A 13,431-nucleotide genomic window follows, 5' to 3' on the forward strand; every position below is an offset into this window, starting at 1 on the left:
GTGAACCTCTCCCGGTCACGGAGGTGGCGCAACCGGAGTGCCCTTCGACAGGCTCAGGGACCGAATCGTTCCGGGTACACCTCCCCCGGTCACTGAGCTTGTCGAAGTGCCCATGAGGAACCCTTCGACACGTCGACAGGCTCAGCGCGGCGCAGCTCAGGGGCCGGCGGGGGTCAGAACGGCGCGGGATCCGGTTCGGTCCGGTGGCGTTTCCCATCGGGCGTTGTCCAGTCGAGCACCCCGCCGGGTCCGTGGTCGAGGTTCCATCCGGGCAGATGCTTCATCCGGTGGTGATGTCGGCAGAGGCAGGCGAGGTTCCCGACATCTGTCGTCCCGCCGTCGTCCCAGGCGACCGAATGATCAAGGTCGCAGGCTCTGGCGCGCCTGCCGCAACCGGGTGCACGACAGGTGCCGTCCCGAAGCCGCACCGCGCGTTGCAGGTCGGCCGGAACTCGGTACTGATTCCGCCCGACGGAGAGCAACGCGCCGGTCTCGGGCTGGACGAGGATCCGGGTGAAGCTGGGTGCGTTCACCGTGATACGGGCTGCGGTCTCCGGGTCGATCGGCCCGTACCCGTCGAGGGTGGCCGGGGCGTCGGAGACGCCGGCCATGCTCAGTGCCGGGACCGTGATCTGCACGGTTGGCTTGATGTGCTCCTGCACTTCGATCGGGTGCGGCAGCACTGGGCTGAACATCACGTCTTCCGGGGTCACGCCGGTGAGCGCGAGCGCCGCGAGGGCGTCCGCCTGCAGCTGGGCGCAGGTGCGAGTGTCACCAGCTGCGCGCGACTCCGCCGCCGCCGCCTCGACCCGCTCGGTGATGCCCTGCGCGATGGGCGCGGTGGTGAACAGGTGCACCCATGCCATGCCGTCGGCGGCCGGCTCGAACTCGACGCGGCGGTCGGCCTCGGAGCGGACCGCGCGTGCGGTGATCGACTCGGGGTGGAGTCGCTCGCGCAGCACTCGGGCGCGGCCCTTGAGCCTGGCGGCGGTCATGCGCTCCGCCACGGGGAGGACTGCTTCGAGGAACGCGGCCCGGCCCGCGGGTGGGACGTCGCAGAGCTGGTCGGTGATCACCTGTGCGTGCCGCGCCGAGATGCGGCCCGCTTCGAGCGACGCCAGCACGGCCGGTGCGTCGTTCACGAGACGTTCGGCGTCGTTGGTCGCACGCTGGATCGTCCGTTCCGGCGTTCGCGTCGCCATCGCAAGGGCCGCGCAAGTGGAGCGGCGGGAGAGGTCCTGCCGTTCGGCCGGCGGGAAGATCGCCGGGACCGTGGCGTCGGCGAACGCGTCCGCATAGGCGGCGGAGCGGGCCAGGAGGCGCGCTTTGCGGGCGTCGAGGACGGCTTGTTGCCGGTGGAGCTCTGCCCATTCGTCCGAGAACTCCGCGAGCTGCGCGGCGTACTCGTCGCCGACGCGGATCGCGGTGAGGGTGGTCTCGGTCATGGAACCAGTCCACCATGGACCACTGACATTCCAGATGCTGAGTCGGGACGGCTGTGGAAGTTGCTCGTGGGCCCTTCGACAGGCTCAGGGAGCGGAGGAGGCATGCCGGACTCGTGGGGTTCACCCGTGGGCCCTTCGACAGGCTCAGGGACCGGGGGAGGTCCACCGGGTTGGCGGGGTTTCTCCGGGGGCGGTGAGCCGAGTCGGCCCCCCCGCAGACAGACGAACGCCGGTGACCCGAGCGGGGCACCGGCGTTCGTGTGATCGGGAGGTCAGTTCTTGAACGCGTCCTTCACGTTCTCACCGGCCTGCTTCACGTCGGACTTGGCCTGGTCGGCCTTGCCCTCCGCGACGAGCTTGTCGTTGTCGGTCGCCTTGCCGACGGCCTCTTTGGCCTTGCCCGCGAGGTCTTCGGCGGCGTTCTTGATCTTGTCTGCTGCGCTCATATGGTGCTCCTCACATGTTCTTCGGGCTGTCGATCCGCACTGATCGAATCCGACAGGGCGACCTGGTGGACGCCCTTCACTTCTACACCCGGGAGCTCCACGTCCGGGCGGGGCTCCAGCAGACTCCCAGAGAACTCCCCGGACCGCTGCACCAGCACACCCGTCGTCGGTTCGTCCCCGACAGCCAGGACCCTGGCCATCAGACCACGCCGCTCGTGCCGAGCAGGGTGCCGATGGCGAAGGTGACGGCGAGGGCGAGCGCTCCACCGACCACGACCCTGACGGTCGGGCGGAGCGCGGGGTTGCCGCCGATCCTCGCGCTCGTGAAGCCGGTGAGCGCCAGCGCGATGAGCACGACGACGAAGGTGATCGGGACGCGCACCTCGGGTGGCGGCAGCAGGATCGCGAGCAGGGGGAGCAGCGCCCCGATCGTGAAGGCGAGCGCCGACGCGCCGGCGGCCGCCCACGGGCTGACGACCGCGTCCTCGGTGATGCCGAGTTCGGCCTCGAGGTGTGCCGTGAGCGGGTCGTGCGCGGTCAGCTCCTCGGCGACCCGCCTCGCGGTCGTCGGCTGGAGCCCCTTCGCCTCGTAGATCCCGGCGAGTTCCGCGAGCTCCGCCTCGGGGTCGTCGGAGAGCTCCCGCCGCTCCTTCGCGATGAGGGCCCGCTGGCTGTCCCGCTGGCTGCTCACCGACACGTACTCGCCGAGGGCCATGGAGATCGCGCCACCGACGAGCCCCGCGACACCCGCTGCGAGGAGCGGGGCGCTGTCGGTCGTGGCACCGGCGACTCCGACGACGAGGGACGCGACGGAGACGATGCCGTCGTTCGCGCCGAGCACACCCGCACGGAGCCAGTTCAAGCGGCCCGCGAGGTCACCGCGGTGCGGTTCGTCCGGGTGGCCGCCGGTCGGTGGTGAGGAGCTCATGGATGCATCCAAGCACTGCGCAGGCCGCCTGCGCACGGTTCCCGGCCGATCCCCCACCCGATCGCCTAGAATGGAGGCTGGTGCGCCGGGAAGTCTGGTCGGCGGGCGATCGATCGAGATCGCTCTGCTGCTCGACCGAACCCTCACCCGAAGGATCCGCATGCCCGACGCGCACCGCTGCCACGACCTGCCGGCCGACCAGGCCCCGCACTCGATCTGGCGAGGCATCCACCAGACGCTCCAACAGGACACCGTCGGTGGTGCCCTCCTCGTCGTCGCCACCGCACTCGCGCTCGTGCTCGCCAACACCGGCGCCTCCGAGTTCTACCTGAGCGTCCGGGACTTCACCTTCGGTCCGGAGGCGCTCCATCTGAACCTCTCCGTCGGTGCCTGGGCGGCCGACGGACTCCTCGCGATCTTCTTCTTCGTCGTCGGTCTGGAGCTCAAGGAGGAGTTCGTCGCCGGCAAGCTCCGGAACCCCAAGACCGCGGTACTCCCCATCGCCGCCGCGGTCGGCGGAGTGGCCGTGCCCGCCGTCATCTACGTCCTCGTGAACCTGAGCGCCGGGCCCGACGCATTGCAGGGATGGGCGATCCCGGCCGCCACGGACATCGCGTTCGCCGTCGCGGTGATCGCGGTGGTCGGCAAGTTCCTGCCGCCGGCACTGCGGACCTTCCTGCTCACGCTCGCCGTGGTGGACGACCTCATCGCCATCAGCATCATCGCGATCTTCTACACCGACCACATCGAGTTCCTGCCGCTGGCGCTCGCCGCGGTGCCGCTCGCCGTCTTCGCCGTGCTCGTCCAGCGCGGCGTCCGGGCCTGGTGGGTGCTCATCCCGCTCGGTCTGTGCACCTGGGCGCTCATCCATGCCTCCGGTATCCATGCGACCGTCGCCGGCGTGCTGCTCGGCTTCATGGTGCCCGTCTTCTCGACCAAGCGCGCCCGCGTCCAGGTGGGGACCACCGCCGAGGGGCGCCCGGTCTACGAAGGCCTCGCGGCGCACTTCGCCGATCGCTGGAGCGTCGTCTCCACGGCGGTCGCCGTCCCGATCTTCGCCTTCTTCTCCGCGGGCGTGGTCATCGGCGGGATCTCCGGGCTCGTCGAGTCATTCCAGGACACCATCGCGCTCGGGATCATCGCCGGGCTCGTCCTCGGCAAGCCGATCGGCATCCTGGTGACGACGTTCCTCGTCACCCGACTGCCCGGCCTCGGCCTCGACCCGTCGATCCGCTGGGTCGACCTCGTCGGCATGGCGTTCGTCGCGGGCATCGGATTCACGGTGTCGCTGCTCGTCGGTGAACTGTCCTTCGGTGTCGGCAGCGAGTCCGACGACCACGTCAAGGTCGGTGTGCTCGCCGGCTCGCTCATCGCCGCCGCTATCGGTGCCGCGATCCTCGCCGCCCGCAACCGCGTCTACCGGCGGGCGGTCACGGCTGGATCCGAGCAAGCGCCGAGGTAGGTGCGTGCATCCGATCAGAGCCCTGCAGGGTGGTACCGCAACGTGTGGGAGTGGCTTCCGGAAGAGTGTGGCTGGAGCGCCTCGCGCAGCGCTGCGGTGTCACGACCCGAGATCAGGGATCAGGCGGCCGGCGCGGCTCGCGATGCCGGCCAATTGACGGTCGAAGGTCGCGAGGGAGACATCGTACTTCTCTGCCGTGGCGAGAACGCACGTATCGGGCATCTTCAGCCCCCACTGTGCTCGCAGTCGGGCCAGGGCGAGCGGTTCGTCGGAGCCGAGTTCGGCCACCTCGACGCCAATGCCTCTCAGGTCGTGCCAAACCTGATCCTCGATATTGCGTTTTGCGGGCCCCACGAGGATCTCGGCAGCGGTGAGTGGGTGAACGAGGTAGCCGGTGGGGTGTTCTTCGAGCAGGGCGACAGCGGCGCCGTGGTGAGCATCCGACCCATCGAGGAAACCGATCAGAACGCCCGCATCGAGGACGATCACTCGGCCCAGCCTTCGCGGACCTGATCCAAGTAATCGGCTTCATACAGTCCGGTGTACCTGCCCGCTGTGTCGAGGATGCGCGCGCGACGGCGCTCCGTGGTGGACTGCTCGCCGGCTTCAAGCGCCTTCGCCCCTGCATCCAAGAGGTTCAACAGCAAGGCGCTCTCACGATCCTCGTCCGGCCAGTGCATCCGAGCGACCTCGAGTGCGTGTTTCACCTGCGGCGTGTGGGTGAGGTTCGTGCGAGCGTGCTTCGTGGGCATAATTCAGTGTAACACTGAGCGTTTCGGTGTAACACCGAATTCTGCCGACCGCGCGATTCCCGAGCGTGCACCGTGGGCTCGATGCAGTGAGCGTCTACGGTCACGGCTGGAAGTAGTACGCCGAGTGCAGGCGGCAGCCCGGATTGAACCGGGCGTCGCAGTTCGGGCAGGCGTCGACCTCCAGGTAGCGCTCGATCGTCAGTTCCGTCGAGCACACGCCGCACAGGATCGCCTCCCGGTCGCGCTGCCCGCGCGGCCACTGCTCGGCCGGGTGGTCGGCGCACTCCGCGTGGCACAGGTGGCACGGGTAGTACTCGCCGCAGCAGGCGAAGCGGATCGCGATGACGTCGAGTGGGGTCGCGTAGTGGACGCAGCGCGTCTCGTCGTCGACCGTCTTGCCGAGGACGCGCGCGGTGTCGCCGCCGCTCACCGGACGCCCCGAGCGGTGAGGGCCTCACCGAGCTCGTCGGCGTGCTTCAGCGACACCACGAGGAACGGCACGACGAAGGTCACCAGGTTGGACCCGGCCCCACGCGCCCGCTGCGCCTCCCGGACGCTCGTCGCCAAGCGGGCGAGGACCGGCACCGTGTTGATCGCGACGGCGAGCATCAGGGCGATGCGGGAGGGGTCGACACCGAAGCGACCCAGGGGCCGGAGGACGCGCTCGAAGGCGTCGAGCAGGTCGGCGACGCGCGTGCTCAGCACGAGGAGCGCCGCGAGCAGGATGGCGGCGACGATCCGGGACGTGTTCGACACCGCGGACTCGACGTCGAGGAACAGCAGTTGGCCGGCCACCGTGATCGTGATGATCCAGCGGATGAGCAGGAGCTGCCGTCCGAGCTCGCCGAGGCCGAGGCCCGAGACGAGGTAGGCGAGGACGGTCACCGTGGTGGCGATGCCCGCGGTCCACCAACTCGTCGGCAGGAGCGAGATCGCGAGCACCACGACGAGGATGCCAAGCGCCTTCGGGCCGGCCGGCGCGCGATGGAGCCAGCCGGAGCCAGGGCGGTAGAGGGTGATCACGCCGTCACGACCGCAGACTCGCGCGGTAGGCCGCGATCACGTCCTCGGGTCCACCCTGCGCGACGACCCGCCCGCCGTCGAAGAGCAGCGCGGTGTCGCAGCGGGCGGCGAGTTCCAGGTCGTGGGTGACGAGGAGGAGCTGATGGCCCGCCTCGGGATGCAGGAGGTGGTCGGCGACGGCGGCGCTGTTGCGGGCGTCGAGGTAGGCGGTGGGTTCATCGGCGATGAGCAGCGCCGGCCGCCGGATCACGGCCCCGCAGAGCGCCAACAGCTGCTTCTGGCCACCGGAGAGTTCGTAGGCGGACCGGTCGGCGAGCGCCGTCAGACCGAACTCGTCGAGCGCGTCGGCGACCTGCGCGGCGATGTCGGCCTTCGATGCCTTCGTGCCGCGGAGGGAGAACGCGACGTCCTCCGCCACCGTCGGCATGACGATCTGTGCGTCCGGGTTGCTGAACACGATGCTGACGAGTCGTCGAAGCGTCGCCGTGTCCTTCGCGGCGTCGACGCCGTGGACCTGGACACTGCCGGCGGTCGCTCGCGTGAGGCCCCCGACGAGCCGGGCGAAGGTGGACTTGCCTGAGCCGTTCGCCCCGATGACCGCGATGCGCGCGTCGTCGAGGTGGAGCGTCACGTCGTCGAGAGCGACGGTGTCGCCGAGACGTGCGGTGACGCCGTCGAGACGGATGGCGGATGACTGGTCGATGTCCCCGATCATCGCACGACCTCGAACACCGCGGCGACGCCGAGACCGCCACCGACCGAGGCCGCCGCCACCCCGATCGTGCCCGCCGGAGCCCCGCCGCGGACGAGCCGCGAGAACAGGCGGACCACGGCCACCGCACCGCTTGCGCCCCACGGGTGACCGAGCGCGAGGGCGCCACCGTCGGCGCAGAGACGCTCGTCGTCCTCGGCGACACCGAGCCGGTCGAGCACGGCGAGCGTCTGGGCCGCGAACGCCTCCACGATCTCGAACGCGGCGACCTGCGCGAGGTCCACGCCGGCCCGGTCGAGGGCGTCGAGGATCGCCGGCGCGGCCCCGATCCCCGGGAGTGCCGGGTCGCAGCCGACGACGGCGTGCGCCCGGACGGCGAGACCGGGCGTCGTGCTCCCGTGGGCGGGCCCTCCGGGCACGACGAGCACGGCGGCGGCTCCGTCGCTCACCCGGCAGGTGTTGCCTGCGGTGAGGGAGCCGTCGGTGAAGAGCGGCGTGAACCGGGGGAGCAGACGCTCGATCCCGCGGCGCGGCGCATCGTCCTGCTCCGCCGCCCCGACCAGCGGCACGAGCTCGTCGGTGAACCGTCCGGCGGCGACGGCGCTCGCCGCACGGTGCGTGCTCCGCGCCGCGTAGGCGTCCTGGCGTTCGCGGGAGATCCCGTCGTGCTCGGCGAGGTCCTCCGCGGCGCGGGTCATGTCGGGGTCGTGCCATCCCGCCGGTGCGAACGGTGCGCGTGCGTAGGCGACGCCGTCGACGGAACGGGTCGGCGCGGTCGACGCGCTCTCGACACCGCCGGCGATCCGTGGCCGATGGTCGCCGGCGCTGATCGCCGTGGACGCCTCGATGATCGCCGCGAGGCCGCTGCCGCACTGCCGATCGACGGTGAGCCCGGGCACGGTGAAGCCGAGTCCGGCCCCGAGTGCCGCGACACGGGCAGGGTTGCCGCCAGGCCCCATGCAGTTGCCGAGGACGACGTCCGCGACCACCGGCGGCAGACCCAGCACGTGCGTCGCGTCATCGTGCACGGCGCGGACGACGGGGACCGCCAGTTGCTCGACCGTGAGCGCGGCGAGGGCGCGCCCGCGCGTCGCGATCGGTGTCCGGCGGGCCGCGACGATGCGCGGGAGGGCGTGCGACTCAGTCAAGGGACGCCACCGTCCCTGCCGCGAGACGGTCGGCGAGCTCCGCGCGGGCGGCCTTGCCGGTGACGGTCCGGGGCAGCTCGTCGACGACGAACCAGCGTCGGGGCCGATGGGTCGGCGGCAACAGCGGAGCGAGGGCGTCGCGGAGCATCGCGCGGGTCGGACGCGAGCCCGGGTGCAGTTCCAACACGGCCGTCACGAGCGATCCGACCCCGGCGTTCGGCAGACCGAGCACGACGGCGTCGTCCACCTCGTGGAGTCGGCGCAGGGCCTCCTCGACGTCGGCGGGGATGACGGTCGCCGCGGCCGTGAGGATCGCGTCGTCGGATCGGCCGAGGAGCGTGACGATCCCGTCGTCGATCCGTGCGCGGTCGCCGACGGTGGACCAGTCGCCGTCGCGTCGGAGCGGTCCCGAGCCCCCGAGGTACCCGGTCGCGATGAACGGCGATCGGACCCAGAGGACGTCGTCGTCCCGGACCTCGAGCTCGACGCCGGGGAAGGCGCGGAGGCCCGGTCGATTCGGATCGGCGCCATCGTCGACCGCCACGAAGGAGAGCTCGGCGGCACCGTAGTAGGACACGACACGGATGCCGAGGCCCTCCGCCCTGGCGCGGAGTCCGGGGTCGAGTGCGGCGCCTCCGATCAACGCCACCCGCAGGCGGGGTGGCACCTCGCCGTCGAGCAGCGCCCGGAGGCCGTTCGGGGTCCCGTGGAACCGGGTCGCGTCACGGGTGTCGTCGGGGGTGAGCGCGTGGGTGGTCGGGAGGGCGAGCGAGCAACCGACGGCGGCCGCATGGGCGACCGAGAACAGCGACAGCGACGACGCGGGCGGCGACGACAGCGCCAGGACGTCGTCCGGCCCGAGGTCCAGCAGCGTGCGCACGGCCGGGAAGGAGTCCGCCCACGACTCGGCGGTCCGGAGCACGATGCGCGGCTCGCCCGTGGTGCCGGAGGTCAGCGTCGCCCAGCCCTGGGCCGGCTGTGGACCGGCCGCGGTGGTGCGGTCGCGGACGGAACGCCAGTACGACTCGCTCCACCGGTCGTCGCCGATCAGTGGCACGCCGCCGGCCGCCCGCACCTCGAGCGCCCGACGGACGAGGTCGGTCGGCGCCCCGCCGCGCAGCGGGACGAGGTGCCCTGGATGCACGGTCATCCGATCCGGGCGGGCTCGCCGGGACGCGTGGAGCCGGCGCCGGCCGCGTTGCGGAACGCGCGCGGGTAGGCGCGGGCGAGCGTCATCGTGATGACCGTCGCGAGCACGACCTTCACGAGGTCGCCGGGCACGAAGACGAGGCTCTGCAGGGCGGTCTCGCCGAGCGGCAGGCGCGTGACGAGCGACTGCACCGGGATGCCGAACGCGTAGATGACGCCGATGCCGCCGATGAAGACGCCGAGCGCGGTGCGCCACCAGCGCAGCCGACGCCCGCCGGCGTGCACGATGAGCCCGATCACGAAGACGCCGACGATCCAGCCGAGGAGGTACCCGGCACTCGGTCCGACGAAGACGCCGATCCCGCCGCGACCGCCGGACAGGAGGGGCAGGCCGATGGCGACGAGGGCCAGCAGCACCAGCATGGAGAGCATGCCGCGCCACGGGCCGAGGACCGCGCCAGCGAGCATGACGCCGAGGGTCTGCGCCGTGATGGGCACCGCACCGAGCACCGAGAACGCGCCGGGCAGGCCGAGGGCGGCCACGATGGCGGCGAACACGGCGATGCGTGCGATGTCGGTCGCGTCGATCCGGAGTCTGCTCATGCTGGGTCCTTCGTCGGGTTGGTCGGTTCGCCTGGGGCCGGTGGATCGCACCTGAACGGTGTTCACCTGAACAGCGTTCACTATAGTGGTGCTCATGTCCGGTCCCGCAACAGTGCGTCGCCATCGGCGCGACGACGTCGCTCAGGTGGCCCTCCGCATCCTCGACGATCACGGCCTGGCCGACCTCACGATGCGCCGCCTCGCCGCGTCGCTCGACGTCCAGCCGAGCGCGCTGTACTGGCACTTCGAGAACAAGCAGACCCTGATCGCCGAGCTCGCCGACCGGATCGTCGACGCCCACCCGGCACCGGGCGACGCCGTGTCCGAGGCCGGCTCCGACTGGCGCGAGCGGACGCGCGTGGAGGCGGAGGCGCTGCGTGACGCCCTCCTCGCCTATCGCGACGGGGCCGAGGTGGTGTCGAGCACCTACGCGCTCGGGCTCGGTTCCGGACGTGCGCTCACGCGGCTGACGGACGCGGTGTCGGTGGCCGGCTTCGACGATGCGACGAGTCGTCGTGCGGGCACGGTGCTGCTCCACTTCATCCTCGGGCACGTGTCGCACGAGCAGCAACGGATGCAGTACGACAGCGTCGGCGTGCTGGCCGACGGTGCGACGGATCCGCTCGGCCAGGAGGATCAGGCACAGGCGTTCGCCTTCGGGGTCGGCCTCCTCATCGACGGCCTGTCGGCGCTCTCCGTCCGCTGACCGCTTGACGTACGCGATAGCACAGCGCGGATGGAACCGCCCACCGTCTGGATCGACGGCGGCCCACGGTAGCGTTGGTGCAGGCAGGACGCGAGGGAGGCAGGCGATGGCGAAGGGTGATGACGACGACGTCGACATCGTCATCGACGCCTGGGCGAACGCACTGCCCGACGTGGACTTCGCACCGCTCGACGTGGTGTCCCGTCTCCGTCGGCTCGTGCCGCACCTCCAGGAGGTCCGACGACTGTCGTTTGCCGCGAGCAACCTGCGGCCGTGGGAGTTCGAGTTCCTCTCCATCCTCCGCCAGCACGGAGCGGACGGGCTGACGCCGTCCATGCTCGCCACCCGACTGGGCATCACGAGCGGCAACCTCGCGAGTCAGCTCGACCGTCTGGCCGCACGCTCGCTCGTCGCCCGACAGAAGAACGAGGCCGACGGCCGGAGCAAGATCGTCGTCCTCACGACCCTCGGTCAGCAGCGGGTCGACGAGGCGATGCGTCGACTGGTGGACGACGAGAACGCGATGCTCGCCGGCCTCAGCCATGAGCAGGTTGCGGTGCTCATCGAGAGCCTCCGGGTCATCGGCGCGGCGCTCGAGCGTCGGTAGGGGTCTGGGTCGAGGTTCCGGACCTGCCTCAGAACCGCAGGTCGGACGGGCTGCTCAGCTCGATCCAGGTGTCGGTGTCTGGGCGCACCGTCGCGGGAGCCGGCTCGAGGACGTCGGCGGAGGCGAGGGACCCGAAGTCGAGACCGGTGACGCTCGCGAGGTCGAGGATCGGCAGCTGGAAGGTCCGGAACGGGCCGAGTGGGGGCACGGTGGTGGCGTCTTGCGTGTCGTCGATCGCACTGGTCCGGCCGAGGTCGAGGTCGTCGAGCTGCGCCGACTGGTCGAGGAGGTAGCCGCTCGCCGCGAGCGCTCCGTCGTTCGACCACGCCGCCACCTTCCAGAACCGGCGCGGGATCTGTACGCCGCGGTACAGCGGGTCCGTGTCGGCGAACACCGGCCCGGTGAAGACCGACAGCCGCCGGCGTCCGGCCGAGGCGTACTCGAGGACGAGGTCCTCCAGACCGTTCCAGAGCTCGAGTGACTGGTTGAAGTCCGCAGCCTGCGGGGCGGCGTTCGTGTAGCAGAAGGTGTCGACGTTGGCCTGCCGGGCGATCTCGACGGGCCCCCAGACCGGGTCCCTCCGGCGTACGAGGTGGCCGCGGTCGAGGTCGTTGCGGGCGTAGAGCTCCGGGCCGGCCTGCTCCTCGACCGGGACGCGGTCGTCGAGGTGCCAGTCGTCGCCGCGCCCGAGGTCGAGGAGGGCGGCGCCGTCGATGTCGACGGCGGTCGCGGCTGCCAAGCGGCGGTCGGGGTCGAGGAGCACGGTGAAGTGCGTGTAGTCGAGACGGCGGAGGCGCGCCAGCCCGGCGGGTTCGGCCGGTGCCGGGAGTTGCAGCGGGTCGGCGAGGTCGAGGAAGCCTGAATCGAAGCCGGTCATGGCAATGAGTCGATCATGAATCCGATCGAATCGGAACGGGGGACCCGCCCGATGGCCACGACGTCACCGACCGTTCACGATCGTGCACCCGTTCCACAACAAATGAGAGCGCTCTCTTGACCTCGTCCAAGCCAGCGCTTAGTGTGTCCTGCATGCCCGTGGGAACGTTCCCACGGCGTCGCGCCGCGGATCCCGGATGGGTGGCCGGCCGACACCGAAGCGCACACACAAAGGAGTGACTGTGAACAGCAAACGCCGCGGCATCACCGCCGCATCCATCGCGGGGGCATCGATCCTCGCCGTCCTGGCCTCGGGGTGCAGTTCCCCCGCCGGCAGTGGCGGAGACGAGAAGATCACCCTCTCGGTCACCACGTTCGGCACCATGGGCGTCGACGCCAACTACGAGAAGTACATGGAGGAGCACCCCAACATCACCATCGAGGCCACCAACCTGGAGGGTGGTGGAGCTGCGCGCGACGACGCCTACGCCAAGATCGCCGCCGGAACCGGCCTCAGCGACGTCGTGGCCATCGAGGAGGGCTGGCTCGGAACCATCTCCGAGGTCAGCGACTCGTTCGTCGACCTCCGTGACTACGGCATCGAGGACGTCAAGGACACCTGGCTGGACTGGAAGTACGAGCAGGGCACGGACGCCGACGGGCGCGTGATCGGCGCCGGTCTCGACATCGGACCGCAGGGCATCTGCTACCGCGGTGACCTGTTCGCGGCAGCCGGTCTGCCGAGTGAGCGCAGCGAAGTCGCCGCGTACTTCGGCGGGGAGGACGCGACCTGGGACCGCTTCTTCGAGGTCGGTGAGGAGTACGTCGGTGCCACCGGGAAGGCGTTCTATCACAGCCCCCGGTTCTTCTGGAACTCCTTCGTGAACCAGCAGGAGGAGGGCTACTACAAGGCCGATGGCGAGACCCTGAACATCGAGGGCAACGACATGCTGAAGGAGCAGTTCGCGAAGATCGTCGAGGCCGAACAGGCCGGGCTCGGTGCCGGTCTTCCCGGCTGGGACGTCGGCCCGGAGGCCAAGGAAGGCAAGTTCGCGACCTACATGTGCCCGAGCTGGATGCTCGGCATCGTGCAGGGCTACTACGACGAGGGCACGACCGACAGCGGTTGGGACTTCGCCGACGTGATGCCCGGCGGCGCGGCCAACTGGGGCGGTGCGTTCCTCGGCGTCGCCGAGAACTCCGAGCACAAGGAGGAGGCGGCCGAGCTCGCCCTCTGGCTCGCATCCCCTGAGGCGCAGGCCGCATCGTTCGAACTCGCCGGTCCGTTCCCGAGCACGCTCGACGGCCAGGAGCTCGTGAAGGACTCCACCAACCCGTTCTTCAACGACGCACCGGTGGGCGAGATCTTCGCCGCGCGGTCGGAGGGGGTCGTGGCCCAGGTGAAGGGTCCTGAGGACTCCAACATCCAGGACAACGTGTTCGGTCCGATCCTCGACCGGGTGAGCCAGGGCGAGATCACCGACGGTGACACCGCCTGGAACGAGGCGCTCAAGCTGCTCGACCAGCTCGTCGGCTGACCTCCGCTCCGACGCAGCTCGCCGGGGCGTCCGTTC

At 70.6% G+C, this 13,431-nt stretch carries 16 protein-coding genes; 4 read left to right on the forward strand and 12 right to left on the reverse strand.

Annotated elements, in window-relative coordinates:
* Window positions 1-173 precede the first annotated feature (173 nt).
* The 3 genes from IFU11_RS18510 to IFU11_RS18520 form a co-directional block, all read right to left on the reverse strand.
* The gene (locus IFU11_RS18510) at window positions 174-1,445 is read right to left on the reverse strand and encodes an HNH endonuclease signature motif containing protein (RefSeq protein WP_192019895.1); all 1,272 of its coding nucleotides are present in this window, start codon (window positions 1,443-1,445) and stop codon (window positions 174-176) included.
* A gap of 272 nt (window positions 1,446-1,717) precedes the next feature.
* Window positions 1,718-1,891, reverse strand: a complete 174-nt coding sequence (locus IFU11_RS18515) for a CsbD family protein (protein ID WP_086472763.1) — start codon at window positions 1,889-1,891, stop codon at window positions 1,718-1,720.
* Between the two features lie 199 nt (window positions 1,892-2,090).
* Window positions 2,091-2,819 (reverse strand): VIT1/CCC1 transporter family protein, encoded by a 729-nt coding sequence (locus IFU11_RS18520; RefSeq protein WP_137242670.1) that lies wholly within the window; start codon window positions 2,817-2,819, stop codon window positions 2,091-2,093.
* Window positions 2,820-2,979: 160 nt separating this feature from the next.
* Here IFU11_RS18520 and nhaA point away from each other — a divergent pair, with 160 nt between their 5' ends.
* A complete protein-coding gene (gene nhaA / locus IFU11_RS18525; protein WP_137242669.1) occupies window positions 2,980-4,281 on the forward strand; it encodes a Na+/H+ antiporter NhaA in 1,302 nt (433 codons plus the stop codon).
* Between the two features lie 99 nt (window positions 4,282-4,380).
* Here the strand turns inward: nhaA and IFU11_RS18530 are convergent, their stop codons facing one another.
* The 8 genes from IFU11_RS18530 to IFU11_RS18565 all read right to left on the reverse strand — a co-directional run bounded on the left by IFU11_RS18530 (window position 4,381) and on the right by IFU11_RS18565 (window position 9,668).
* Window positions 4,381-4,770 carry a type II toxin-antitoxin system VapC family toxin gene (locus tag IFU11_RS18530; RefSeq protein WP_161578572.1) on the reverse strand — a complete coding sequence of 130 codons (390 nt, stop codon included), beginning with the start codon at window positions 4,768-4,770 and terminating at the stop codon, window positions 4,381-4,383.
* A complete protein-coding gene (locus IFU11_RS18535; protein WP_137242668.1) occupies window positions 4,767-4,988 on the reverse strand; it encodes a hypothetical protein in 222 nt (73 codons plus the stop codon). Before IFU11_RS18535 ends, IFU11_RS18530 begins: the two co-directional genes overlap by 4 nt.
* A 145-nt stretch (window positions 4,989-5,133) precedes the next feature.
* Window positions 5,134-5,463, reverse strand: a complete 330-nt coding sequence (locus IFU11_RS18540; protein WP_137242667.1) for a CHY zinc finger protein — start codon at window positions 5,461-5,463, stop codon at window positions 5,134-5,136.
* Window positions 5,460-6,056: an energy-coupling factor transporter transmembrane component T family protein gene (locus tag IFU11_RS18545; protein WP_137242666.1), complete on the reverse strand. Its 597-nt coding sequence runs from the start codon at window positions 6,054-6,056 to the stop codon at window positions 5,460-5,462. Before IFU11_RS18545 ends, IFU11_RS18540 begins: the two co-directional genes overlap by 4 nt.
* Window positions 6,057-6,060: 4 nt before the next feature.
* Window positions 6,061-6,771, reverse strand: coding sequence for an energy-coupling factor ABC transporter ATP-binding protein (locus tag IFU11_RS18550; protein ID WP_192019896.1), 711 nt, complete (start codon window positions 6,769-6,771; stop codon window positions 6,061-6,063).
* Entirely contained in the window at window positions 6,768-7,916 is a 1,149-nt protein-coding gene (locus tag IFU11_RS18555) for a thiolase family protein (protein WP_192019897.1), read from the reverse strand. The genes IFU11_RS18550 and IFU11_RS18555 overlap by 4 nt, the downstream gene beginning before the upstream one ends.
* Window positions 7,909-9,066, reverse strand: coding sequence for a class I adenylate-forming enzyme family protein (locus IFU11_RS18560; protein WP_192019898.1), 1,158 nt, complete (start codon window positions 9,064-9,066; stop codon window positions 7,909-7,911). Before IFU11_RS18560 ends, IFU11_RS18555 begins: the two co-directional genes overlap by 8 nt.
* Window positions 9,063-9,668 carry a biotin transporter BioY gene (locus IFU11_RS18565; protein ID WP_137242662.1) on the reverse strand — a complete coding sequence of 202 codons (606 nt, stop codon included), beginning with the start codon at window positions 9,666-9,668 and terminating at the stop codon, window positions 9,063-9,065. Before IFU11_RS18565 ends, IFU11_RS18560 begins: the two co-directional genes overlap by 4 nt.
* A 94-nt stretch (window positions 9,669-9,762) precedes the next feature.
* Between IFU11_RS18565 and IFU11_RS18570 the strand changes: the two genes are divergently transcribed.
* Both IFU11_RS18570 and IFU11_RS18575 read left to right on the forward strand, forming a co-directional pair.
* On the forward strand, window positions 9,763-10,374 hold the full coding sequence (locus IFU11_RS18570) for a TetR/AcrR family transcriptional regulator C-terminal domain-containing protein (RefSeq protein ID WP_192019899.1): 612 nt from the start codon (window positions 9,763-9,765) through the stop codon (window positions 10,372-10,374).
* A gap of 106 nt (window positions 10,375-10,480) precedes the next feature.
* The gene (locus tag IFU11_RS18575) at window positions 10,481-10,981 is read left to right on the forward strand and encodes a MarR family winged helix-turn-helix transcriptional regulator (RefSeq protein WP_064295883.1); all 501 of its coding nucleotides are present in this window, start codon (window positions 10,481-10,483) and stop codon (window positions 10,979-10,981) included.
* A gap of 28 nt (window positions 10,982-11,009) precedes the next feature.
* On the opposite strand, the gene IFU11_RS18580 is transcribed toward IFU11_RS18575, so the two are convergent.
* The gene (locus tag IFU11_RS18580; protein WP_192019900.1) at window positions 11,010-11,858 is read right to left on the reverse strand and encodes a DNA/RNA non-specific endonuclease; all 849 of its coding nucleotides are present in this window, start codon (window positions 11,856-11,858) and stop codon (window positions 11,010-11,012) included.
* Between the two features lie 235 nt (window positions 11,859-12,093).
* On the opposite strand from IFU11_RS18580, the gene IFU11_RS18585 reads away from it, so the two are divergent.
* Window positions 12,094-13,395, forward strand: coding sequence for an ABC transporter substrate-binding protein (locus IFU11_RS18585; protein WP_371742833.1), 1,302 nt, complete (start codon window positions 12,094-12,096; stop codon window positions 13,393-13,395).
* The last annotated feature ends 36 nt before the right edge of the window (window positions 13,396-13,431 follow it).

The sequence above is a fragment of the Plantibacter sp. CFBP 8804 genome, assembly GCF_014841225.1.
Taxonomy (GTDB): domain Bacteria; phylum Actinomycetota; class Actinomycetes; order Actinomycetales; family Microbacteriaceae; genus Plantibacter; species Plantibacter auratus.

Excerpts from the sequence above, each read along its gene's own strand:
- IFU11_RS18575 (WP_064295883.1), top strand. The coding sequence starts at position 10,481 with ATGGCGAAGGGTGATGACGACGACGTCGACATCGTCATCGACGCCTGG.
- IFU11_RS18560 (WP_192019898.1), bottom strand. The coding sequence starts at position 9,066 with ATGACCGTGCATCCAGGGCACCTCGTCCCGCTGCGCGGCGGGGCGCCG.
- IFU11_RS18510 (WP_192019895.1), bottom strand. The coding sequence starts at position 1,445 with ATGACCGAGACCACCCTCACCGCGATCCGCGTCGGCGACGAGTACGCC.
- IFU11_RS18520 (WP_137242670.1), bottom strand. The coding sequence starts at position 2,819 with ATGAGCTCCTCACCACCGACCGGCGGCCACCCGGACGAACCGCACCGC.
- IFU11_RS18580 (WP_192019900.1), bottom strand. The coding sequence starts at position 11,858 with ATGACCGGCTTCGATTCAGGCTTCCTCGACCTCGCCGACCCGCTGCAA.
- nhaA (WP_137242669.1), top strand. The coding sequence starts at position 2,980 with ATGCCCGACGCGCACCGCTGCCACGACCTGCCGGCCGACCAGGCCCCG.
- IFU11_RS18570 (WP_192019899.1), top strand. The coding sequence starts at position 9,763 with ATGTCCGGTCCCGCAACAGTGCGTCGCCATCGGCGCGACGACGTCGCT.
- IFU11_RS18550 (WP_192019896.1), bottom strand. The coding sequence starts at position 6,771 with ATGATCGGGGACATCGACCAGTCATCCGCCATCCGTCTCGACGGCGTC.
- IFU11_RS18565 (WP_137242662.1), bottom strand. The coding sequence starts at position 9,668 with ATGAGCAGACTCCGGATCGACGCGACCGACATCGCACGCATCGCCGTG.
- IFU11_RS18515 (WP_086472763.1), bottom strand. The coding sequence starts at position 1,891 with ATGAGCGCAGCAGACAAGATCAAGAACGCCGCCGAAGACCTCGCGGGC.